This is a genomic window from Paenibacillus pabuli, from assembly GCF_039831995.1.
In the GTDB taxonomy this organism is placed as follows: domain Bacteria; phylum Bacillota; class Bacilli; order Paenibacillales; family Paenibacillaceae; genus Paenibacillus; species Paenibacillus pabuli_C.
On record NZ_JBDOIO010000003.1, the window covers coordinates 3510262 to 3534391 of the forward strand.

Below are 24130 nucleotides of genomic sequence, written 5' to 3' on the forward strand. Positions count from 1 at the left end.
TCATACCTATCGTTTCTTGGCATATCCCAAAGAACTATTAACTTGATTAACTACCGTCCGAATTCAATGTCATAAAATATAACACGATTATGAGTACCTAAATTTCTTTTAGAAATGAGAATAAGAGTATTTGAAAGGAATAATCACTTATATACAACTTGTATACGTTTTTTTGGATAAATATGAGTGTTGTAAGAATACCTAACATGTTATTAGAATGTGACAAAAGCATATGTAGCCGTTTCACTAACACACATCATTGAGACAGAAGGGAGCGTGGATGCATGACTTATCATGGATCTATATTGAAAAAAAGTGGAGCTCTGTTACTGACAGGAGCAGTCATTGTTACAACTTGGGGAGGAGCTTCCGTACCACTGGCGTCAGCCGGAGCAGCCACCACATCGAGCAAAACAACAATCACAGCAGCAGCTGCCGGGAAAGCACCTGCCACGTCTGCCACGTTTATTGAAGCCATGGAAGAAGCAGTGACACTTGCAGGTGTACCTTTTTCTATGGACGATCTCTCGGGTAAAACCGTTCAGCGTAAGGATGCTGCTCTAGCTCTACAGACCTGGTTGAAGCTCGAGTCCACCACAGAGCCGTTCAAGGATGTACCGGACCAATCCAGCTATGCAGGGGCCATCGGTGCCTTGAATGCCGCAGGGTTGATGAAAGGATATACCGATTCCCTCTTTCTGCCTAACGCTGTCCTTACGGAAAATGATGTCGCCATATTGAAAGACCGCATTTATAACTACATAAAACCATTTGTTCTGGAAGAAGCAACGATTACAGAACTGCAAGCTGCAATGACGCAAGGAAAGCTTACATCCAAAGAATTGGTTCAAATGTATCTGGACCGGATCGAGCAATACGATGATCAAGGCGTTAGTATTAACGCGGTACTGACCTTGAACGCGGATGCACTGGAAATTGCCCAGGCTTTGGACGAAGAACGTGTAGCTCAAGGAGCACGTGGACCACTGCACGGTATTCCGGTTCTTGTGAAGGACAACTTCGATACGAATGATATGCCTACCACTGCTGGCTGTATCTGTCTGAAGGATTCCGTGCCTGCGCAAGACGCTGAGCAAGTGAAGAAGCTCAAGGAAGCCGGTGCCATCATTCTGGGTAAAACAAACCTGCATGAATTTGCGTTTGGCATTACTACGTCCAGTTCATTGGGTGGACAAACCCTGAACCCTTACGCACTGGATCACTATCCTGGCGGTTCCAGCGGCGGGACAGGGGCAGCGATTGCCTCCAACTTTGCTGCAGCAGGCATGGGTACCGATACTGGTGGATCGATCCGTATTCCATCCAGCTTCAACAGTCTTGTCGGAATTCGTCCAACGATTGGACTATCCAGCCGTGAAGGGATCATCCCACTTGCTCTAACTCAAGATGTAGGCGGCCCTATGGCACGTACAGTTAGCGACGCTGCGATCATGCTGGACGCTACAGCCGGTTATGACAAGGACGATGTGGCTACAGCCTATGCTGTAGGCAAAATCCCATCCAGCTATACCGATTTCCTTGATGTGAACGGTTTGAAAGGTGCACGAATTGGTGTGGCCACAGAGCTCATCCCAAGCACCAAAGCAGAAGAAAAAGCCGTTGCCGATGTGATCAACAATGCCGTGGAAGAATTGAAATCTCTGGGTGCAACTGCTGTTCCCATCAGTATTCCGAACCTGGACGAAATCAACAAATACCCGAGCCTGAGCGGATATGAATTCAAATTCCAGCTGAACGACTATTTGGAGTCACTTGGTGAAGATGCACCATACCACAGTCTATCGGACATCATCGCTTCAGGTGAATTTGATAAAACACAGGAACAATCCATGAAGGCACGCGATGCACGAGAAACGCTGGAGACAACTGAGTATAAAGACATCGTATTGAAACGTACTCAAATCACGCGCGAAGCTATTCTAAAAGTGATGGCTGATAATAACCTGGATGCCATCGTTTATCCTACATCCACCCAGGCTGCTGCCGTGATCGGCGAAGGCCAAAACTCCGGCGGGAATAACCGACTAAGCCCATTCTCCGGGTTCCCGGCTATCACCGTACCTGCTGGCTTCACTACAGAGGGTCTACCCGTAGGTATTGAATTCCTGGGCCGCGCCTTTGATGAAGGAACATTGATTAAACTCGCATATAGTTATGAGCAGGGAACCCACCACCGCCAAGCTCCTAAACTTACGCCATAACTCCTTTATTGAATTAAAAAGAGCTTAATAAACAAAAAGTACACTTCGCCTCCACATCGGAGGAAAGTGTACTTTTTTTATTATCCTAGTAAGACACACCGTCTTTCCCGCTTAATCTCAACTTTCTACGTTAATTCGTTGAACCAGCGTCTGGTACACTCCATTCCAACACAAGGCCCGCATAAGTTAAGCCACCACCGAAACCGAATAAGGCGAGGCGCTGACCCTGCTTCACTTTCCCTTCATCGACAGCCAGCTGAATGGCCAGAGGTATGGATGCAGCTGATGTGTTTCCACGGTACTCCATGCTGGTTAGCGTGCGTTCCAACGGTACAGGACCGCGCTCGCAGACAGCTTCAATCATTCTCATATTTGCGCTGTGCGGTACGAACCAGTCGACTTGCTCCGTCTGCAAGCCTGAGCTAGCGATAAGTTTCGGCAATTGCTCCGGTATCAGCCGTACAGCCCATTTGTATACTTCTCTGCCGTTTTGCACAAGACGTCCGTCACCTTGAAGAGGTACCCCATTCATCTCGGAAGAAAGCCCACTGCTATAAACATGTAACCCACCATCACCCTGAGTTCCGGAAAGTGCTGCCAGAGTACTGCCCTGGCCTTCGGTCCGTTCCAACAGAAACGCTCCGGCTCCATCCCCAAACAAAATACATGTCGTACGATCAGTGTAATCTGTAATTTTGGATAATGTCTCTGCCCCGATTACGAGCACTTTGCGATACATGCCACTTGTAATCATGCTATCGGCCAGCTGCAACCCATAGACAAAGCCTGCGCATGCTGCGCTCAAATCCAGCGCTCCAGTCTGAACAATATTCAGACGCGCCTGTACTCTGGAGGCTGTGCTGGGAAATGCATACTCCGGCGTACTTGTTGCTACGAGGATCATATCCACATCATGAACGTCAACTCCGTACCGGTGAATCATGTCTTCCACGGCCTTAACCGCCAGGTCAGAAACGTACTGATCCTCTGCCGCAATCCTCCGCTCCCTCATGCCTGTTCGTTGCACGATCCATTCATCGCTCGTCTCGACCATTTTCTCCAAATCCGCATTATTTAGAATCCGTTCCGGCACATAGGTTCCGAATGCAGTAATACTGGCTTTAGATTGCATCATAGCGTTAGTCACCTCGTTTTGTTTTTTTATATTATAGCACTAAGTATTAGTACTTGGTACTAATTAATAATAAATTTTTTTCTTTTGTTATTCTCTCGATTGATACACCTAAGCACTGCCCTCCTAATCCATTTACCTTAAACTTGGCATGTAGATTATGTGAAGAAGGATAATCATACTCTGGTTAGTATGAAGAATGCCTTAATAATAGCCGTTATCTGTAGACACTCCGTAAGGAAAGAAGGAAAATAGACAAATCGATCCATATTACTGATGGAGGATTTATAGAGATGGGAGATAACAGAATGGAAAGAAATATGAACATCCTTGCGATTTCAGGAAGCCTACGGAAACAATCCGCGAATACTATGCTAATGCAAGCCATGATTGAACTTGCTCCTGCTACTTTAAACTTTCAGGTTTATGATCAGCTGAATGATCTTCCACACTTCAATCCTGATTTCGATGTAGATGATGGTCCAGTTTCCGTTCAACACTTCAGAACTCAATTGAAGCAAGCAGACGGTGTCCTGATCTGTACACCTGAGTATGGAAATGGTATCCCGGGTGTCTTAAAGAATGCTTTAGATTGGATTGTATCCTCCGGAGAATGGGTGAATAAGCCTACAGTGGTTATAGCAGCATCCCCCAGCCCTTTAGGCGGCAATCAAGCCCATACATCCATATTGCTTACTTTAAACATGATCAATGCTCATATCTTGGATGATGCCTCATTTACAATTCCTTATATTACGATGAAAATCAACAAACAAGGTGCGATTACTGATCCAGATACCAAAAAGGCATTACAGAATTCGCTTTTACGCTTAGCTGGAGTGTGTTCCACCTGAAGAAAATTAACTTACATTATTTGTAAAAACAAAAAAACAGCCCGATAATGACCTATTGGGCTGTTGGATTTTATTTTGCATACATTTATCTAAAGAATTTAAACAAATAAAAACCACCACCGAATTTCATCGGCAGTGGTTCTTTGCTTGGCAACGTCCTACTCTCCCAGGACCCTTCGGTCCAAGTACCATCGGCGCTAGAGGGCTTAACGGTCGTGTTCGGGATGGGTACGTGTGGAACCCCTCCGCTATCGCCACCAAACGATGCTGCTACGCTCAGAGATCATTCTCTGAAAACTAGATCCGAAACGAAATATGCGACTAGAACCTGCAATTTGGATAAGCCCTCGACCGATTAGTACTGGTCAGCTCCATGCATTACTGCACTTCCACCCCCAGCCTATCTACCTCGTCGTCTTCAAGGGGTCTTACATACTGGGAAATCTCATCTTGAGGGGGGCTTCACGCTTAGATGCTTTCAGCGCTTATCCCGTCCGTACATAGCTACCCAGCGGTGCTCCTGGCGGAACAACTGGTACACCAGCGGTACGTCCATCCCGGTCCTCTCGTACTAAGGACAGCTCCTCTCAAATTTCCTACGCCCACGACAGATAGGGACCGAACTGTCTCACGACGTTCTGAACCCAGCTCGCGTACCGCTTTAATGGGCGAACAGCCCAACCCTTGGGACCTACTTCAGCCCCAGGATGCGATGAGCCGACATCGAGGTGCCAAACCTCCCCGTCGATGTGGACTCTTGGGGGAGATAAGCCTGTTATCCCCAGGGTAGCTTTTATCCGTTGAGCGATGGCCCTTCCATGCGGTACCACCGGATCACTAAGCCCGACTTTCGTCCCTGCTCGACTTGTAGGTCTCGCAGTCAAGCTCCCTTATGCCTTTGCACTCTTCGAATGATTTCCAACCATTCTGAGGGAACCTTTGGGCGCCTCCGTTACTCTTTAGGAGGCGACCGCCCCAGTCAAACTGCCCACCTGACACTGTCCCCGCACCGGTTTACGGTACCAGGTTAGAACCTAGATACGATCAGGGTGGTATCCCAACGGTGCCTCCACACAAGCTGGCGCTCATGCTTCAAAGGCTCCCACCTATCCTGTACAGATCGTACCCAAATTCAATATCAAGCTGCAGTAAAGCTCCATGGGGTCTTTCCGTCTTGTCGCGGGTAACCTGCATCTTCACAGGTATTAAAATTTCACCGGATCTCTCGTTGAGACAGCGCCCAAGTCGTTACGCCATTCGTGCGGGTCAGAATTTACCTGACAAGGAATTTCGCTACCTTAGGACCGTTATAGTTACGGCCGCCGTTTACTGGGGCTTCGGTTCACAGCTTCGGATTGCTCCTAACCGCTCCCCTTAACCTTCCAGCACCGGGCAGGCGTCAGCCCGTATACTTCGCCTTACGGCTTCGCACAGACCTGTGTTTTTGCTAAACAGTCGCTTGGGCCTTTTCACTGCGGCCCCCTCGTGCTATTCACACTACCGGGGCACCCCTTCTCCCGAAGTTACGGGGTCATTTTGCCGAGTTCCTTAACGAGAGTTCTTCCGCGCGCCTTAGAATTCTCTTCTCGCCTACCTGTGTCGGTTTGCGGTACGGGCACCTTCATCTGGCTAGAGGCTTTTCTTGGCAGTGTGAGATCATGACCTTCGCTACTGTAATTTTCACTCCCCATCACAGCTCAGCCTTATGGTTAGCGGATTTGCCTACTAACCAGCCTTACTGCTTGGACAGACATCCATCAGTCTGCGTCACTACCCTACTGCGTCCCCCCATCGCTCGTAACGATTTACGGTGGTACAGGAATTTCGACCTGTTGTCCTTCGACTACGCCTTTCGGCCTCGCCTTAGGTCCCGACTTACCCTGAGCGGACGAGCCTTCCTCAGGAACCCTTAGGCTTTCGGCGGATCAGATTCTCACTGATCTTTTCGTTACTCATACCGGCATTCTCACTTGTATAATGTCCAGCGCTCCTTACGGTACACCTTCAACCCTTATACAACGCTCCCCTACCCCTGATGCAAAGCATCAAGCCATAGCTTCGGTGGTGTGTTTAGCCCCGTTACATTTTCGGCGCAGAGTCACTCGACCAGTGAGCTATTACGCACTCTTTCAATGGTGGCTGCTTCTAAGCCAACATCCTGGTTGTCTGTGCAACTCCACATCCTTTCCCACTTAACACACACTTGGGGACCTTAGCTGATGGTCTGGGCTGTTTCCCTTTTGACAATGGATCTTAGCACTCACTGTCTGACTCCCGGAAGTAAGTCTATGGCATTCGGAGTTTGACTGAGCTTGGTAACCCTTGCGGGCCCCGCACCCAATCAGTGCTCTACCTCCACGACTCTGTTTTCCGAGGCTAGCCCTAAAGCTATTTCGGGGAGAACCAGCTATCTCCGAGTTCGATTGGAATTTCTCCGCTACCCCCACCTCATCCCCGCACTTTTCAACGTGCGTGGGTTCGGGCCTCCAGTGCGTGTTACCGCACCTTCACCCTGGACAGGGGTAGATCACCCGGTTTCGGGTCTACGTCCACGTACTAACTCGCCCTATTCAGACTCGCTTTCGCTGCGGCTCCGGCTCTTCACCTTAACCTTGCACGGGAACGTAACTCGCCGGTTCATTCTACAAAAGGCACGCCATCACCCCTAAAACGGGCTCTGACTTCTTGTAAGCACACGGTTTCAGGTTCTATTTCACTCCCCTTCCGGGGTGCTTTTCACCTTTCCCTCACGGTACTGCTTCACTATCGGTCGCTAGGAAGTATTTAGCCTTGGCAGATGGTCCTGCCGGATTCATACGGGGTTTCACGTGCCCCGCACTACTCGGGATCCGTCTCGGAGGGAACGGGCTTTTAATTACAGGGCTTTTACCTTCTTTGGCGGGCCTTTCCAGACCTCTTCGTTTAACCGGTTCCTTTGTAACTCCATGTGAGACGTCCCACAACCCCAGAGAGCAAGCTCTCTGGTTTGGGCTGTTCCGCGTTCGCTCGCCGCTACTGACGGAATCACTATTGTTTTCTCTTCCTCAAGGTACTTAGATGTTTCAGTTCCCCTGGTATGCCTCTACATAACCTATGTATTCAGTTATGAGTAACTGGATATTACCCCAGCTGGGTTTCCCCATTCGGACACCCCCGGATCAAAGCTTGCTTACAGCTCCCCGAGGCAGTTTCGTTGTTCGCCACGTCCTTCATCGGCTCCTAGCGCCTAGGCATCCTCCGTGTGCTCTTAGTAGCTTAACCAATTGCTCAAGTGAGCAATGCAGTTATCACTAATATTTGAAACTTGTTTAACACAAGTTCAGCTAAAAGGAATGTTCTAATTCGCATTTTTCGTTTCGATATCTAGTTTTCAAAGAACAAGCTCCATGCAAAAGCAAGCTGTTTTGAGAGTTTGAGCTCTCAAAACTGAGCAACGAGTGAGTAAGTTTTGCTCTTCATTTCATCCACACATCAAGTGATGGACCGAAATGAATCGCTGTCGCAGGTTCAGTGAACCTGCTGATTTGAATGTTTCCACTCGGGAAACAATTCTCCATAGAAAGGAGGTGATCCAGCCGCACCTTCCGATACGGCTACCTTGTTACGACTTCACCCCAATCATCTATCCCACCTTCGGCGGCTGGCTCCTTGCGGTTACCCCACCGACTTCGGGTGTTATAAACTCTCGTGGTGTGACGGGCGGTGTGTACAAGACCCGGGAACGTATTCACCGCGGCATGCTGATCCGCGATTACTAGCAATTCCGACTTCATGCAGGCGAGTTGCAGCCTGCAATCCGAACTGAGACCGGCTTTTTAGGATTCGTTCCACCTCGCGGCTTCACTGCCCGTTGTACCGGCCATTGTAGTACGTGTGTAGCCCAGGTCATAAGGGGCATGATGATTTGACGTCATCCCCACCTTCCTCCGGTTTGTCACCGGCAGTCACCTTAGAGTGCCCACCCGAAGTGCTGGCAACTAAGATCAAGGGTTGCGCTCGTTGCGGGACTTAACCCAACATCTCACGACACGAGCTGACGACAACCATGCACCACCTGTCTCCTCTGTCCCGAAGGAAAGGTACATCTCTGTACCGGTCAGAGGGATGTCAAGACCTGGTAAGGTTCTTCGCGTTGCTTCGAATTAAACCACATACTCCACTGCTTGTGCGGGTCCCCGTCAATTCCTTTGAGTTTCAGTCTTGCGACCGTACTCCCCAGGCGGAATGCTTAATGTGTTAACTTCGGCACCAAGGGTATCGAAACCCCTAACACCTAGCATTCATCGTTTACGGCGTGGACTACCAGGGTATCTAATCCTGTTTGCTCCCCACGCTTTCGCGCCTCAGCGTCAGTTACAGCCCAGAGAGTCGCCTTCGCCACTGGTGTTCCTCCACATCTCTACGCATTTCACCGCTACACGTGGAATTCCACTCTCCTCTTCTGCACTCAAGTCACCCAGTTTCCAGTGCGATCCGGGGTTGAGCCCCGGGATTAAACACCAGACTTAAATGACCGCCTGCGCGCGCTTTACGCCCAATAATTCCGGACAACGCTTGCCCCCTACGTATTACCGCGGCTGCTGGCACGTAGTTAGCCGGGGCTTTCTTCTCAGGTACCGTCACTCCTTGAGCAGTTACTCTCAAGGACGTTCTTCCCTGGCAACAGAGCTTTACGATCCGAAAACCTTCATCACTCACGCGGCATTGCTCCGTCAGGCTTTCGCCCATTGCGGAAGATTCCCTACTGCTGCCTCCCGTAGGAGTCTGGGCCGTGTCTCAGTCCCAGTGTGGCCGATCACCCTCTCAGGTCGGCTACGCATCGTCGCCTTGGTGAGCCGTTACCTCACCAACTAGCTAATGCGCCGCAGGCCCATCCTCAAGTGACAGATTGCTCCGTCTTTCCAGCTTCCTTCAGGCGAAGAAAGCAAGTATTCGGTATTAGCTACCGTTTCCGGTAGTTGTCCCAAGCTTGAGGGCAGGTTGCCTACGTGTTACTCACCCGTCCGCCGCTAAGTATCAAGAAAGCAAGCTTTCTATCAACTCCGCTCGACTTGCATGTATTAGGCATGCCGCCAGCGTTCGTCCTGAGCCAGGATCAAACTCTCCAATAAAGTATTGAAAAGAGCGATTAGCTCATTTTGAATCTGACGAGATTAAAATCTCATTTTTGCTTTGAAATCATACAGTCAGATGACATGTACCGATTCCTCAGCGTCGATCTTGCAAGCAAGATCGTTACTCACTCGTTGTTCAGTTTTCAAAGATCAAACGTCGTTTGCGTCCGAGTGTTGTTCTCTTCAGCAACTTTTATATCTTACCACTTCCGAACCAATTTAGCAAGCATTTTTTTAAGTTTCTTTCGAAGCTTTCAGTTTGCTTACCGCACCGTGTTTCTCGTGTTTTCTTGGCCGGAATTAGAATATACCATGTACATATTTTTTATGCAAGTACTTTTTCTGAAATATAATTGAGCACGAACATAAACGACTTCTCTTTAAATAATTCCTTCTATTATATAGTTGCAACATATAGTTACAACGTTACAGCAAAAGCTCCTCTAGCAGGATTGATGAGCAAGACCTAACAAAATGGGTGCTGCCTATCCAAAGTCTCTCCAACATCATATAAACATGTCACCTTAGACGAGTCCTTCCTTCTATTTATTTAACTCATGCTATGTATCCTTATTAATGTACGTATGCCCTTTCCAGGCCATAAACCAATTGACTTCAACTTTCCCCACTTCCCTCTTTATAATAGAAAGGAGTTTACATCCTAATAGAATGAAAAGCAACAGCTTCAAGCACCCCAAAGAGTTTGAGTCTTTATAGATAAAAAAAGAACGAAAGCCCCGGTAAAGCCCAGAAGCTTTCGTTCTTCTATATAATAGTACTAAATTATTCTCCGCCCATAAAGATGTAGCGGCATAGAACAATAATTGCAAGAATCCACATCAACCAGTGAATCTTCACTTTGCGATCCGTCACCAGGTTACTGAATACCGCCAGAATAACATAAGACAGAATACCTGCTGAAATCCCGTTTGCAATTCCGCCTGTGAAAGGCATCAATACAATTGTAAGGAATGCAGGGAACGCTTGAAGGAAATCATCCCACTCAATGCTGCGCACCTGGCTCATCATCAATACACCTACGATAATCAAGGCAGGAGCTGTAGCAGCAGACGGAACAACCAGCGCAAGCGGAGCAATGAACAGCGCCAGAATGAACAAGATCCCAGTCGTTACCGAAGTCAGACCCGTACGTCCACCTGCTTCAACACCGGAAGCACTCTCAACGAATGCAGTAATTGTACTCGTACCCAATGCCGCCCCCGCACTTACACCTACTGCATCGACGAGCATTGCTTTACCAATTGTTTTCTCGCCTTTTTGCTTGTCTTTCATAATCCCCATCCGGGTCGCAGTCCCAACCATTGTACCGAACGTGTCAAACAATTCAACGAAGGTAAAGATGAAGATAATCTCAAACAATCCAAGGCTAATCGCGCCCTTCAGGTCCAACTGTCCAACAGCCAGATCACTGAAATTAGGCAGCCAACTTGCACCGGATAGTCCGCTAAGATTCGTAACACCCATTGGAATACCAATTAGAGTTGTAGCAACGATACCAATGAGCAGCGCACCTTTTACACGCATAACCATCAGTACAGCAATAAGGATCAATCCAATCAATGCCAATAGCGCATCATGATGCGTCACAAAATTACCGAGCGACAAATTGAAACTGCTGCCGGGAATCGGCTGGCTAAGGTCTGCATCTGGCGCAACATTAACCGTAACAGCAACGAGATTGGCCAATTTGAAACCTACAATCGTAATAAAGAGACCGATACCGACCGTAATGGCCATTTTCAATGTTTGAGGTACAGCCACAAGCAGCATCTGACGAATTCTCGTCACGGTCAAGATAATAAATACGATACCCGAGATGAATACCGCCCCGAGAGCAGCCTGCCAGGTAATTGCCCCATTCGAACTCAATACAACCGTCATGAAGTATGCGTTCAATCCCATACCCGGCGCGAGTGCAATCGGGATGTTAACGAACAATCCCATAATGATGGTCATAAGCCCAGCACCTACGGCTGTTGCAAAAAACACTGCGTTATCCGACATCCCCGCCCCGGCCGATCCGAGGAACAATGTGTTAACAAAAAGGATGTACGCCATGGTCATAAAGGTAGTAAGACCTGCAACAATCTCCGTTCTAACATTCGTTCCGTTTTCTTTTAGTTTAAAGAAACGATCCATAATCCACTAACTCCCCCTTAGAGATGTTGAAGCCATTTTGAAAAACGACAAAGACCCTGGACGGACTTACTTCACCCAGGGTTAGCTATAAGGAGAGGCGTAGCCTACTGCCAAGAACAAAAAAAATTCTAATGTGCGTCCATTATAGTTAACCACGCAGTCATATAGAATTTTGCTGTGCTTAGCCTCTCCTGCTCGTAGCCAGATCATTAGGGTGATCTTGTAGAAACTCCCGGGCCATATCCCCAGGATTATACGAAGTAGTATGCGCTATTTGTTTGTTTTCCCATCCCTATTTTAGAAGCGCCGACCTTTTCTGTCAATGATAAAAACGAATGTTAATTATATGTTTATACGGAAACGTTCGTGTTCTGAAAGCGCTATAAATTTCAAAACAAAAAAGCTACCGTATAAACGGCAGCTCATAATCCAACCTATACTTTATTCTACTGGCAAAAAACCGGTTTAACAAACAATGCAGCAACTCAGCATTATCCTTTGATTCCCGAATTGAGGTTAATGGATTGAAGGAAATACTTTTGTGCAAAAATAAACAGTACGAGTGTTGGAATAATGGCCAGAATCGCCGAACCCATCAGCTGTCCAATCATGCGATAGTTGCCGTAAATATCCTGCAGTAACAGCAGTCCAGCAGTAATCGGCATTTTCTCGACATCTGTGTATACGATAACCGGCCATAGGAAATCATTCCAGGACCCAATGAACGAGAATAGACCGCACACAATCAACACCGGTTTCACCAGAGGTAAAATGATGGAGTAATAAATTCGGAAATCACTTGCACCATCAACTTTAGCAGACTCGTCCAGTTCGCCAGGTATTCCCTTCATGAACTGACGGACGAGGAAGATATTGCCCATACCAGCCAGCCCCGGAATAATCATGGCCCAAGCCGTATTGACCCACCCAAGCGCCTCAATGATTTTGTAGGAAGGGATTAGGTTAACGACACCCGGGAAAAACGAAATCCCGAGAAGCGTGAAAAACAAGGCGTCTCTCCCTTTGAACTTCAACCTTGTGTATCCGTAACCTGTAAGGGAAATAACAAAAACAACAAGTACCGTATGAGATACTGCTATGAGCAGCGAGTTGCTCAACCATCTCAAAATCGGAGCGGTTGAAGTGTTTTCCAGTATGGCGACGTAGTTATTAAAGTCCCACTCTTTGGGAAATAATCGGAACCCGGCCGACACCACTTCTGCTTGCGAGCGAAACGAAGTCGTGATCCCGAAAATAACGGGCACCACCCATATGACACAAATGGTTACCAAAAATAGATAGGATATATATTTGGAGATACTTATTTTTTTGACCATGTTGATATACCTGCTCCTTCCCGATCCACGTTCGATCCTGCTCCTCTAATTGGCGTTCCGGTTCATTACGTAATATTGCAATGCGGAGATGACCAGAATAACCAGTCCTAACAGCACAGCCATGGCGGAAGCCATACCTGCTACTGACTCACCGGAGCCAAACGCAAGCTGGCGAATATACATCATGAGAACATGCGTAGTCTGCTGTGGTCCACCATCGGTCATCATCAGCGGCTGACCAAATACGTTAAACGAACCCGCTGTTGTCATGACAAATGTAAAAATCAACGGGAAACGGATGGAAGGCAGCGTAATGCTGAAGAATCGGCGTACCGGACCGGCACCATCCATCTCGGCTGCTTCGTACAGATCGCTAGGTACACCATTAATGGAAGCGCGATAGATAATCATGTTACCACCGACCGCCCCCCATACAGATATCACAATAATAATGATCCAAGCATACGGTTGATTGGCTGCCCAGGATATCTCTGATCCAAATACGTTACCCGTGATGCCGAGCTGTTTATTGAAAATAAGAGACCAGATGAGCGCTGCAGCAGATATGGAGATCATACCTGGAATGTAGATAATCGCCTGCATGAAGCCTTTGAATTTCACCTTTTTATGTTCAAGGGCTACAGCAACAAGCAGCGGAATAATGATTAACGGCGGAACGCTCAGTGCCACGAAAATCAACGTATTCTTTAAACCATTAAAGAATTGAAAATGAAATGAGGAATCCTGGTCGAACAGGATCGTCCTATAATTTTCAAAACCGACCCAAACCGGATCGTTAATTAGGTTCCATCTGGTGAAAGAGGCATAAATCCCGTAGATCGTTGGCAGCAGTATAAACACCAAAAACAGGATTAGATGAGGACCAACAAATAAGAACGGTGCAAATGATCGTTTATTCATATCCTTTCATTTCTCCTTTGGGAAAAGCAATGTGCCACTCTTGCGACACATTGCTTCTATTACAGTAGAATGGCGAGATGTACAGTACATCCGTTATGCAATTCAAGTGTTACTGGGCACCACTGCTTCCTTGAGCAATTTTGTCCTCAACCTCTTTTTGCATGGTTTGCAGTGTCGCATCCAACTCCACATTGCCACGAACAATATCAGCCGCGTATTTGTCGACCGCTTCAGCTACATACGGGTAATACTCGTAAGTGTAGATGTAGAGCGATTCGATCTCCTTCTCGTTCGAAGTAAAGAACGACTGCATGTAGTCTTTGTACTCCGGACTCTCAATAACCTGTTTACTCGCAACGGTCTGTCCCGCTTTGGCCCATTCCATTGAATTCTGACGGATAAACTCCAGGAATTTACCGATCCCTTGTTCCTTCTCGTCCGTTCTCGCTTCATTGTTCAGCATGGCAAACAGGTGGGACGAAGAACGGTTTGTAAACTTATCAGCCGTAGGTGAATATACATTGGTCACGCCAAAATTCAGACCTTCAACAGTGGCATGAGCGGTTGAGCTCCATGTACCATCTGTAGAAAACAGGACATTACCGGATTGGAACATCAGGTATCCATCTTCACCGAACGGAGTCATGAGACCGGCATCGGCGATCTTTTTGACATTTTCAAATGCAGCCTTCATTTCAGGAGTGTTCAGTGCTGGTTTTCCATCCTTCTGCACATCTCCGCCAACATTCTGCAATTGTCCGAGGATAACCCATCCGAGCAAAGCATCATTCACGACGAAGTCTCCTTCATCCAGTTTGCCTTGCAAAGAGAGCATCTCATCAATCGTGACAATATCATCATCCAGGAATGATTCCGCGTTATACTTTTTCAGCAAATCCTTGTTGTAGTACATGGCATTACTGTGGATATCGAGAGGGACAGTGTACTGTGTCCCATCAATTGTTCCTGTCGACCATGCTTGCGGCAAATAGTTCTCTTCCTTGATTTCCGGCTGTGTGGCCAGCATTGTAGTCATGGGTTCAAGCACGTTTTGCTTCACAAAGCCCGGAACACGGTCAGCATGGATAATAGCCAGATCCGGGACCCCTTTACCGGAGTTAATTACCGTAGACAGCTTGGTGTACATATCAGACGTAATCACATGTTTTAATTTGATTTCTGGTTCAGTGGCGTTATATTCTTTAACTAACTGGTCCATATAGGCTCCATCTTCTCCAGTCAGAGGCGTCCAGAACGTAATCGTATTTTTGTCGTCTGTACTGCAACCCGACAGCACAAAAACCAGCAGAAACAGCGTAGATACCATGATTACAAAACCTTTTTTTGTACGTTTCACACAAGAACCCCCCTAGAATGATCAATCCTAAGCACATTTGTAAACGCATTCAAATTATTAAGAAAATCACAGGGATCTGCAGTTTTTCTTTGGAAGCTGTCCCTGTATACCGTGTATACTTGCTGAAGGAAGCTTGCCTAGGAGCACTCCCTTCGTTCTTTCACATAAACGTTAATGTTTAAATTAATAATTAACGTTTATGTGAATTTATCGTAATTCATAGCGCTTACATTTGTCAACCACTTTGTTCCACTTTTTTATTTATTCTTTAGCATCTTGTTATACATTCACCGGGCGACCATCTGGAACGGGTTTGCCGAAATACGGAAATCCATACTCGTCCCAACCGAACACCTGTGCTCGCATGTGGCGATTCGGGTCATACAGTGGGTCTCCCTCAATTTCCTTGTAGTTGCGAGCATGATAGATCAAAATATCCTGACTTCCGTCCTGCGATACGGTAAAGCTGTTATGTCCAGGACCGTATTGTCCTGCCTCTACATCGGTTTGGAATACAGGTTTAGGCAGCTTTTTCCAGCTTTTTGGCGATAAAAGGTCACTACCTTCCTCCGCATACAGCAGTCCCATACAATAATTGTGGTCGGTAGCACTCGCCGAGAATGAAATAAAAATCTTGCCATTTCTATTCAAGACGGCTGCGCCTTCGTTGACCAAAAAACCGATTTTCTCCCAATCATGTGTCGGTTCTGCGATCATCACTTGCTCGGAAGCGAGTGTCCATGGATTTTCCATGGAGGCAATATACAGGTTGGAATTGCCCACGATATCTGGATCCTTCTGTGCCCAAACCAGATATTGAACATCTTCATATAAGAATGAGGTCGCATCCAGCGCGAAACTCTCCCATTTCGTCTTGATTTGCCCCTTTTCTTCCCAAACCCCTTCGAGCGGATTCGCCGAGGCATTTTCTAGCACGAACATGCGATGGTCAAAAAGTCCTTCTACCGTAGCCGTTGTTCGTGCTGCAGCAAAATAGATATACCATTTACCGTGGACATAATGAATTTCCGGTGCCCAAATGTTGGCACTCATCGGTCCTTCATCATACTTATGCCATACAACGACGGGTTCAGCGCTATCCAGTTCTTGAACAGTGCGGGCTCTTCTAACCTCAATTCGATCATACTCAGGCACGGAACCTGTAAAATAATAATAGCCGTCAGTATGTTTGTATACCCATGGGTCGGCTCGTTGCGGTATAATCGGATTAACAAATGATTCCTTCTTCGAAACTGTACTCACGCTGTCATCTCCTGTTCTGCACTGATTAGTTAATGTTTTTGTTGATATATTCGTAAATTTGTTATTAATTCACCTAAATATTAAGTTACTGAGCAAAACGTGTCAATAACTACGCAGGATTTTTTTGGTTATTTCATGGTTTGTTTTTACATTTTTCCGAATTCTTCTGTTTTCATGTTGTATATCTGGTATTATTTATTTAAAAACGTTGTGATTATATTCAGAATTCGATATTATAATATTCTACATTTACCATTCACATAAATGTTAATATTTCATTTCTTTCGGAGGAATTACATTGAAAATCGACCTGAACGAAAAAAACCTGCATATCTTCGAAGCCCTATCCAGCAGTGTACGCATTCAGATCGTTCATCTGCTGTCCAAGAACTCTATGAATATAAAAGAACTGGCCGAAGCACTGGGACTTAGCAGCGCCATTATGACCATGCATGTCAAAAAACTAGAAAAAGCCGGTGTTATTGAATCCAACATGGCCCCGGGTAAAGGCGGAGCGGCCCAAAAGGTCTGCTCTCTTCGCATGGACACTCTTGAAATCGCATTCCCGACCAAGGACGTCATTCAACGGGAGATTCACAAAACAGAAATTTCCGTAGGGCATTTCACTGATCTGCAGATCAAACCGACCTGTGGTATATGTACAAGGGATTCCATTATCGGTATTTTTGATGACCCCCGGTACTTTCTTGATCCTGATCGACTGAAAGCCAAAATTCTGTGGTTTGGACAAGGCTATATTGAATACAAGGTACCGAATTATCTCATGGGAGATGAGAATCCGGAAGAATTGGAGATTTCGATGGAGATTTCCTCGGAGGCACCACTGACCAACAATAACTGGCCTTCCGATATTTCATTTATCGTCAATGGCGTGGAGGTAGGGATGTGGACGAGCCCGGGTGACTTCGGAGGAAAAGGCAAACTGAATCCGCCGTGGTGGTTCGAGAGTGTAAATCAGTACGGCCTGCTGAAGCATCTGATTATCAAAAAGGAAGGCACGTTCATGGATGGCGTGAAATTGTCTGACGTTTCCATCGATGATATCGGCATTCGCAACAGTTACTGGTCGCTTCGCATTGCCGTCAAGGAGGATGCAGATCACATCGGCGGCGTTACATTGTTCGGACAAGGATTCGGGAACCACAATCAAGACATTATTTTCCGGCTGTATTACACCGACAACACTGAAAAGCCAGAACATGAATCAGAGGTTTTGTGAACCTTATCGCTGCATAAAAGACTGGTGATGCGAATGCGTTCTGTAGTTATATTTTCTCCAATCGGCACTTCTGAGTTGTCATCACTGGCAATAAAAAAACTCCCTTCGACATGTGCAATACATGATCAAAGGGAGTTTTTTAGTTAGCTACCGTTTATCCGTAAACCTATTCCCACTCAATCGTTGCTGGTGGTTTGGAAGTCACGTCATACACGATCCGGTTAACGTTATCAACTTCGTTTACGATACGTACGGAGATTTTCTCCAGCACATCCCAAGGGATACGTGCCCAGTCGGCCGTCATACCGTCGATGGACGTTACGGCGCGAATACCTACAGTGTAGGAATACGTACGAGCATCACCCATAACACCTACACTCTTCATGTTCGGCAGAGCCGTGAAGTATTGCCAGATTTCGCGGTCCAGACCAGCTTTGGCAATCTCCTCGCGCAGGATGTAATCCGAATCACGAACGATTTTAAGCTTCTCTTCTGTAACTTCTCCTAGAACACGGATTGCAAGACCCGGACCCGGGAAAGGCTGACGATGTACAATTTCGTCCGGCAGGCCGCACTCTGTACCCACTTTACGCACTTCATCCTTAAACAAGGTGTTCAGTGGCTCAATCAGCTTAAAGTTCATATCTTCAGGCAACCCACCCACGTTGTGGTGAGATTTGATCGTTTGTGCTGTCGCTGTTCCACTTTCCACGATGTCCGTGTACAGTGTACCTTGCGCCAGGAATTCGAAATCATCAAACTGCTTGGACTCTTCATCAAATACATAAATAAACTCGTTACCGATAATTTTACGTTTTTGTTCCGGATCATCCACTCCAGCCAGCTTGGACATAAAGCGCTCCTGCGCATCGATTTTGACAACCTTCATGTCGAACTTGCCGACAAACGTCTCCATTACGCTTTCGGCCTCGCCTTTGCGCAGCAGACCGTGGTCGATAAACATACATGTCAGTTGGTCACCAATCGCTTTGTGAAGCAGCGCAGCTACAACGGAAGAATCCACACCTCCGCTGAGTGCACACAGTACTTTACCGTCGCCCACTTTTTCACGGATATCTTTGATGGTGTCATCAATAAATGTTTCCATCGTCCAGTTGCCTTCGCAACCACAGATGTTAAACAGGAAGTTGCTAATCATGTCGTTACCGCGAACGGAGTGACGCACTTCCGGGTGGAACTGAACAGCATACAATTTGCGCTCATCGTTACTCATCGCAGCAATCGGCGCACTTTCCGTGCCTGCATCCAGTTTGAAGCCCGGAGGCAATGTAACCACATGGTCACCATGACTCATCCATACCGTATGTTCGCCTTCAATGCCTTGTGCGAGTGCAGATCCTGCGGCAAACTCAAGGTCAGCTTTTCCGTACTCACGTTTCTCGGAACGTTCTACCTTACCTTCAAGCTGCTGTGCCATAAGCTGCATACCGTAGCAAATCCCGAAGATTGGAAGTCCCAGATCATAAACACCTGGATCCACGTGCGGAGCGTTCTCAGCGTACACGCTGGACGGACCCCCGGAGAATACAATACCTTTTGGTGACAATTCTGCGATCTTCTCTGCCGGTGTGTTATACGGCAAAAGCTCGCTGTATACGCCAAGATCCCGGATTCTTCTGGCGATTAACTGGTTGTATTGGCCCCCAAAGTCAAGGACAACCACAATTTCATTTTGCTTATTCATTACCGTGCCTCCCTCAATTAATGAAACTAATTATACGCAACGACAAAACATACCGTCAAGGAAAGACGAAACTCCTTTTTGTGGGCAGTTTGCAACATTTGAGATGAAGACCCCTTCATTGTGAGTTTTCTACAAATTCCCCACTTCCATTCGCTTCATTTTCAAATGAATGTTTCATGCCAATTGAAATGTAAAATAGACACTACAATACCAAGACACTAACAAGGCAATATAGAGAAAATCGCCCAAAGACGCCTTATTCGCATTTCGGCGAGCAAGACGTTATCGGGCGATGTTACGGTGACTGCAGGCGCCGGGCGAGTCGAAGTGCCCGGCGTAGGAATTCAAGACTGTCCGTGCGCAGCGGACGGTCCGGCCCGTACAGCAGCCGTTCCCAGTCGGCTGCAAACCGCGCGATGTCCGCGGCGTCCGTGCCTGCGGCCAAGGCGGGTGACGCTGCATACTCCCGCAGCGTCATCCCTGGCGGCCGCGGGCCGTACCGCCGCGCGAGCGCGGCCCAGACCGGAGCTGCGGCGCTGAGCAGCCGCTCACGGTCCGGGAAGCTGCTTCGCGGCCATGCCAGCAGCAGCCTGAGCCGCAGCGCGGGGCGCAGCCGCCGCATGCGCAAGGCCCCGGCAGCGGCTAGCAGTACCGCTGCCGCAAGGGCTGCCGCGAGCCATGGCTCCGCGGCAAGAGCACGGGCGCGCTCCAGCAGCCAGGCGCCCGCACTACCCAGCCCGCCGCCGGATTGCGGCGGGTTCACCTCGCCGGGCTGCGCCCCGGCGACCGCTGCGGCGCCCACGCCATCGCCTTGCGGCAAAGCAAAGCCCGGCGTAGCCTCAAACGGCATCCAGCCTGCGCCGGGGAAGTACACCTCCACCCAGGAATGAGCATCCCCCTGGGTAATGACATACTGACCCGGTACCTCTGGGTCCGGCGTGCCTGCACCGAATCCCTTTACCCAACGCGCGGGAATTCCCTCTGCGCGAAGCAACACAACCATTGCCGTGGAGAAGTGATTGCAGTAGCCCTCTCCAGTGACAAACAGAAAGTCATCGACGAAATCAGTTCCGCGAGGCGGCATGCGCGTGTCCAGTGTATATTCAGCATGCTCTGCCAGGTAGGTCCGCACGGCCTGAACTGCATCATAACGCGATTCACTCTTCTGGATAATGTCACTTGCCAGTGATCGTACCCGCTCAGGCAGAGATGTGGGCAGCTGCAAATAGGTTCTGCGGATGGCTGCCGGATCTTGACTCGAGCTACGCGCCTCCCCCAATAGACGAAGCTGCTCCGGCGACGCGGCGGGAATCATGACATCGGTTGTATACGTCTTGATCGGTTCACGACTGCTGGAGCCAGCAAGCCAGAGCGTAGCCGAATCTGCATTGGAGAGCAGGGACATCCTATTGGCTTCGTTATTTTCATTCTTATCCTGAAAAGACAGGTTTAAAGGGACTCCTCCAGTAAAGAGTGGATTAGGTCCTCTCCACGGGCGCTCCATCGTGACCGTTTGGCGAATGCGTGTCCAGTAGGCTTGATTCTCCCAGCCATCGGCACGAAACAGACCTGCCGGACTGGCCTTTTGAAAGTTTTGTACAGGATCACTCCATGTACTGCCGTTATAATAGGAACGGGTCTCTCCGCGCCAGTACGTAACTTCAGGGCTTTTTGCTGTAAAAAAGACGGCGTTCCCTTGTACCAACGGAGACCCCATTGGTGCATCCGCCGTGCTGTATCCTGTGACAGATGCCGAGGCAGGGATGCTGCCGCGTGGTGTATAGCCTGCCCAGCGGGCGAGGCGTTCTCCAATCTGGTCAAGCGATATCCGTTCCGGCTCAGGAACGGGGACAACACGCCCGGGCAGGGCAGCGAACAGTACCATCCCTGCTGCCGCCGCAGCAGCCACCGCACACCAACGAACATAGGGATATCGGTGAAAGGTTGGTGTAGTGACTCCTTCCAACAGACGAAGCAGCTGCAATATGGCCTGGATCAGCAGAATCCATAGGACGGAGCGTACTACAGAGGCGTAGACATCCAGCCCGGCCAAGGTTTCCAGAAGCAGCAAGTAGAGCAGGGTAGCACTGCCGAACAGCATCACACTTCGCCGCATCAATACAAGAGACTGCACGGAAGCCATGAGCATGCTCCATCCACACATCATCAACAAACCTCTTGTCTCCGTACTGATGGAATAAAAGCGCCCACTTTCCATCAATGAGCGTGTATCCTCCATCCAAGTTCCCGGGTATCCGAGAGCCCATCCAGCAGGATCACTCCCCCCATACATCAGGCATAGAGCTGTCAGAGCCATAAGCAGTCGAAGCAATATCCCTAACGTCCAGCCTACACGCAGTAATCCCGCCATCAGGAGCGCACCTGTAAGTCCGGCCATCACCGCCAGAAAACGCTCGCTTCCCTGTTGTCCCGAGGAAGTAATCGGGTAAATCCATTCCAGAGAGAGAAGCAGCAGAATGACAGAAATGCTTATTCTATACACGGCAGGTTCTCTCTTAGAACGTTGGGATGTGGAGTCCGGACCGAGTACCGAAACGTCTTCGGCCGACTGGACAGCCGCCGTATCTCCATGATTACGCTCCCACATCCGAGACACCCGCCTTTCCAACGGAAGGCATTGAACGGTCTGTGATCGTGCTAATTCTTACCCCGCTTAGACGAAGCTGTTCCGTCCACTGGTCATCCTCAACCACCGGTGTCTCGGTTAACTGCACTTCTATCTCATGTCCCAACTCAGCTGCATCCACCACCCAGCCGGTCAGCACGGCATCCAGCCTGCCAGTAAGGACAATAATTCGTGTCCCCGCTGGCCACTGATCCAGCATAGTTGTATTCACCAGAGATGAAACGGATGAGTCAGCACTGGATATGCTCGCCTGGGCCAAACTGTCCAGTGACAGATTTACATGCTCCACATGGATCAGATCGCTTAACCACCTTTGGTGCTTATCCGGGCCAGTCTCTTCCCCCGTCCTCCAGAGTTGGTAGGGAACTTCATCGCGAACAGCTGTATACACCCAGCGGGCAGCCATGTTAACGGCACGTTCAAACGCCGGATGCTCCTTCGCCCCCTGCATTCCTCGTTCATATCCAGTCCTGCCTTCATACACCAGTATACCTATCGACGTTGATTCAGATATTTCAGGCAAAAAGGTTTGAAGCTTGCCCGTCTTGGCCGTGCTTTTCCAGTGAATGCGTCCCAGCGGATCTCCTGGTTGATACTCCCGGAACTCGGGACTTCGGTTACCCTGACCGGTTTTTGGGTTTGCCGAAGTTCCTTCATCTATAGCCAAGAATGCTGCAGACTCACCATCTCCGAACGCTGATCCAGATGGAACAACAACGAGAGGAGTACTGCCCGACGTTTCCGCAGAGACTGTATTCCAGCCGAATACGTCTCCCCAGTACAATCGACCTGAACCCCATTGATACAGCCCTCTTCGCAAGCCGGACATTTGATATTGGTAGGCAAACTTGCGTCTCATTCCCGGAAAAAGTAATTTACGATGCACACCAGCGGGCGTATCCTCACAAAGCATGATCCAAAGCAGTGGAATTCGGCATTCGAACTCCACTTGCACCTGAACACGCACCATCTCCCCAACCATAATCCGTTCCGAATTCATTTGCCGGCGAATGCGAATTCGGCGCGGTCCCAATAGATAAATGACGACACCACTAATCAGGATAAGAGAGGCCGTAATGGACAAAAACAGTGCTGCCTTGCCTCCATGCCATATGTAAAGGCAAGCAAAAGCTGCTGTTAATACCGCATGGAACAGCCATTGGACGGGCGCGGTCATCATCGCCGGCTCCTTCCCTGAGCTGTCATTTGCACAGGTACGGGAACAGAGGATAAGGCATCCTGAACGACCTGTTCCTGCCCACGAAATGCCTCCGTTCTATTCTGGGCTTTCAACCCGATTCGGTGGGCAAGCACAGGCACAGCCACTTCTTTTACATCATCCGGAATGACATAGCTTCGCCCCTGCAGATAGGCATATGCCTGCGTCGCAGCCATCCAGGCCAGCGTTCCGCGCGGACTGATTCCGAGCCTCACGGCCGGATGATTGCGAGTAGCTACAGCAACCGCCACCAGGTACTGTTTGACTACGGGATCAACATGCACATGTCTGACTTCACGCTGCATCGCAACCACTTCTTCAGCGAGCACCACCGGACGCAGTTCATCCAGCAATTCTCTGCTGTGTACTCTGGTTAGCAGTTCCACTTCCTGTTCCGGTTCCGGGTATCCGAGTCCGATTCGCATGAGAAAACGGTCCAGCTGCGCTTCGGGTAAACGATATGTGCCCTCAAATTGCAGTGGATTCTGCGTGGCCAGCAGGAAGAACGGCCTTGGCAAAGCATGTGTCGTGCCATCCACCGTGATTCGCCGTTCTTCCATCGCTTCCAGCAAGGCAGACTGGGTCCGGGGCGACGCCCGATTGATCTCGTCAGCCAGTACAATGTTGGACATAACAGGTCCTGGCCGGAATGTAAATTCACTCGTGTGAGGCTGATACATGGATGTACCTGTAACATCTGCTGGCATGACATCGGAGGTGAATTGAATACGGCCCATGGAACAGTTCAATGAAGAAGCGACAGCCCGAACCAGCATCGTTTTTCCTGTCCCCGGTACATCTTCCAGAAGCACGTGCCCCCCACTCAGCATTGCAGTAAGGACATATTGAATCTCTTGTTTTTTGCCTATAATTACACTTTCGACCCGCTTGATCACCCTGTTCAGCAGTTCGACCGCATGTTCATGTTCCATTCGAATATACGACATCTCTCTCATTCT

At 48.6% G+C, this 24130-nt stretch carries 13 protein-coding genes, 3 rRNA genes and 1 riboswitch; of the genes, 3 read left to right on the forward strand and 13 right to left on the reverse strand.

Translation table 11 applies throughout. The features are described 5' to 3' along the window. The first annotated feature begins 284 nt into the window (after positions 1 to 284). The gene (locus ABGV42_RS17760) at positions 285 to 2222 is read left to right on the forward strand and encodes an amidase family protein (RefSeq protein ID WP_347382821.1); all 1938 of its coding nucleotides are present in this window, start codon (positions 285 to 287) and stop codon (positions 2220 to 2222) included. 130 nt (positions 2223 to 2352) lie between these two features. Here the strand turns inward: ABGV42_RS17760 and ABGV42_RS17765 are convergent, their stop codons facing one another. Beyond that, the gene (locus tag ABGV42_RS17765) at positions 2353 to 3357 is read right to left on the reverse strand and encodes a ketoacyl-ACP synthase III (RefSeq protein ID WP_347382822.1); all 1005 of its coding nucleotides are present in this window, start codon (positions 3355 to 3357) and stop codon (positions 2353 to 2355) included. 305 nt (positions 3358 to 3662) lie between these two features. Here ABGV42_RS17765 and ABGV42_RS17770 point away from each other — a divergent pair, with 305 nt between their 5' ends. Continuing rightward, on the forward strand, positions 3663 to 4208 hold the full coding sequence (locus ABGV42_RS17770; protein WP_347382823.1) for an NADPH-dependent FMN reductase: 546 nt from the start codon (positions 3663 to 3665) through the stop codon (positions 4206 to 4208). 145 nt (positions 4209 to 4353) lie between these two features. Here ABGV42_RS17770 and rrf read toward each other — a convergent pair. The 8 genes from rrf to ABGV42_RS17810 form a co-directional block, all read right to left on the reverse strand. Continuing rightward, positions 4354 to 4470, reverse strand: a 5S ribosomal RNA gene (rrf, locus tag ABGV42_RS17775). A 73-nt stretch (positions 4471 to 4543) separates the two neighbouring features. Further along, a 23S ribosomal RNA gene (locus ABGV42_RS17780) occupies positions 4544 to 7469 on the reverse strand. Between the two features lie 298 nt (positions 7470 to 7767). After that, positions 7768 to 9319 (reverse strand): 16S ribosomal RNA (locus tag ABGV42_RS17785). The 16S, 23S and 5S rRNA genes sit together here, the layout of an rRNA operon. Positions 9320 to 10105: 786 nt before the next feature. Further along, entirely contained in the window at positions 10106 to 11482 is a 1377-nt protein-coding gene (locus ABGV42_RS17790; RefSeq protein ID WP_347382824.1) for an NCS2 family permease, read from the reverse strand. Positions 11483 to 11660: 178 nt separating this feature from the next. Next, positions 11661 to 11761: riboswitch (purine riboswitch) on the reverse strand. 212 nt (positions 11762 to 11973) lie between these two features. Beyond that, positions 11974 to 12819 (reverse strand): carbohydrate ABC transporter permease, encoded by an 846-nt coding sequence (locus ABGV42_RS17795; protein ID WP_347382825.1) that lies wholly within the window; start codon positions 12817 to 12819, stop codon positions 11974 to 11976. Positions 12820 to 12864: 45 nt separating this feature from the next. After that, positions 12865 to 13740: a carbohydrate ABC transporter permease gene (locus ABGV42_RS17800; protein ID WP_095293154.1), complete on the reverse strand. Its 876-nt coding sequence runs from the start codon at positions 13738 to 13740 to the stop codon at positions 12865 to 12867. A gap of 109 nt (positions 13741 to 13849) precedes the next feature. Further along, positions 13850 to 15067 (reverse strand): extracellular solute-binding protein, encoded by a 1218-nt coding sequence (locus ABGV42_RS17805; protein ID WP_347383282.1) that lies wholly within the window; start codon positions 15065 to 15067, stop codon positions 13850 to 13852. A gap of 309 nt (positions 15068 to 15376) precedes the next feature. After that, positions 15377 to 16360 carry a glycoside hydrolase family 43 protein gene (locus tag ABGV42_RS17810; protein ID WP_347382826.1) on the reverse strand — a complete coding sequence of 328 codons (984 nt, stop codon included), beginning with the start codon at positions 16358 to 16360 and terminating at the stop codon, positions 15377 to 15379. A 298-nt stretch (positions 16361 to 16658) separates the two neighbouring features. Between ABGV42_RS17810 and ABGV42_RS17815 the strand changes: the two genes are divergently transcribed. Then, on the forward strand, positions 16659 to 17600 hold the full coding sequence (locus ABGV42_RS17815) for an ArsR/SmtB family transcription factor (RefSeq protein WP_347382827.1): 942 nt from the start codon (positions 16659 to 16661) through the stop codon (positions 17598 to 17600). 166 nt (positions 17601 to 17766) lie between these two features. On the opposite strand, the gene guaA is transcribed toward ABGV42_RS17815, so the two are convergent. From guaA to ABGV42_RS17835, 4 genes are all read right to left on the reverse strand, one after another. Further along, positions 17767 to 19305, reverse strand: coding sequence for a glutamine-hydrolyzing GMP synthase (guaA, locus tag ABGV42_RS17820; RefSeq protein WP_347382828.1), 1539 nt, complete (start codon positions 19303 to 19305; stop codon positions 17767 to 17769). A gap of 295 nt (positions 19306 to 19600) precedes the next feature. Further along, on the reverse strand, positions 19601 to 21913 hold the full coding sequence (locus ABGV42_RS17825) for a DUF4129 domain-containing transglutaminase family protein (protein WP_347382829.1): 2313 nt from the start codon (positions 21911 to 21913) through the stop codon (positions 19601 to 19603). Then, positions 21900 to 23132, reverse strand: a complete 1233-nt coding sequence (locus tag ABGV42_RS17830; protein WP_347382830.1) for a DUF58 domain-containing protein — start codon at positions 23130 to 23132, stop codon at positions 21900 to 21902. Before ABGV42_RS17830 ends, ABGV42_RS17825 begins: the two co-directional genes overlap by 14 nt. Then, complete coding sequence (locus ABGV42_RS17835) at positions 23129 to 24118, reverse strand: AAA family ATPase (RefSeq protein ID WP_347382831.1); 990 nt, start codon at positions 24116 to 24118, stop codon at positions 23129 to 23131. The genes ABGV42_RS17830 and ABGV42_RS17835 overlap by 4 nt, the downstream gene beginning before the upstream one ends. Positions 24119 to 24130: the final 12 nt, after the last annotated feature.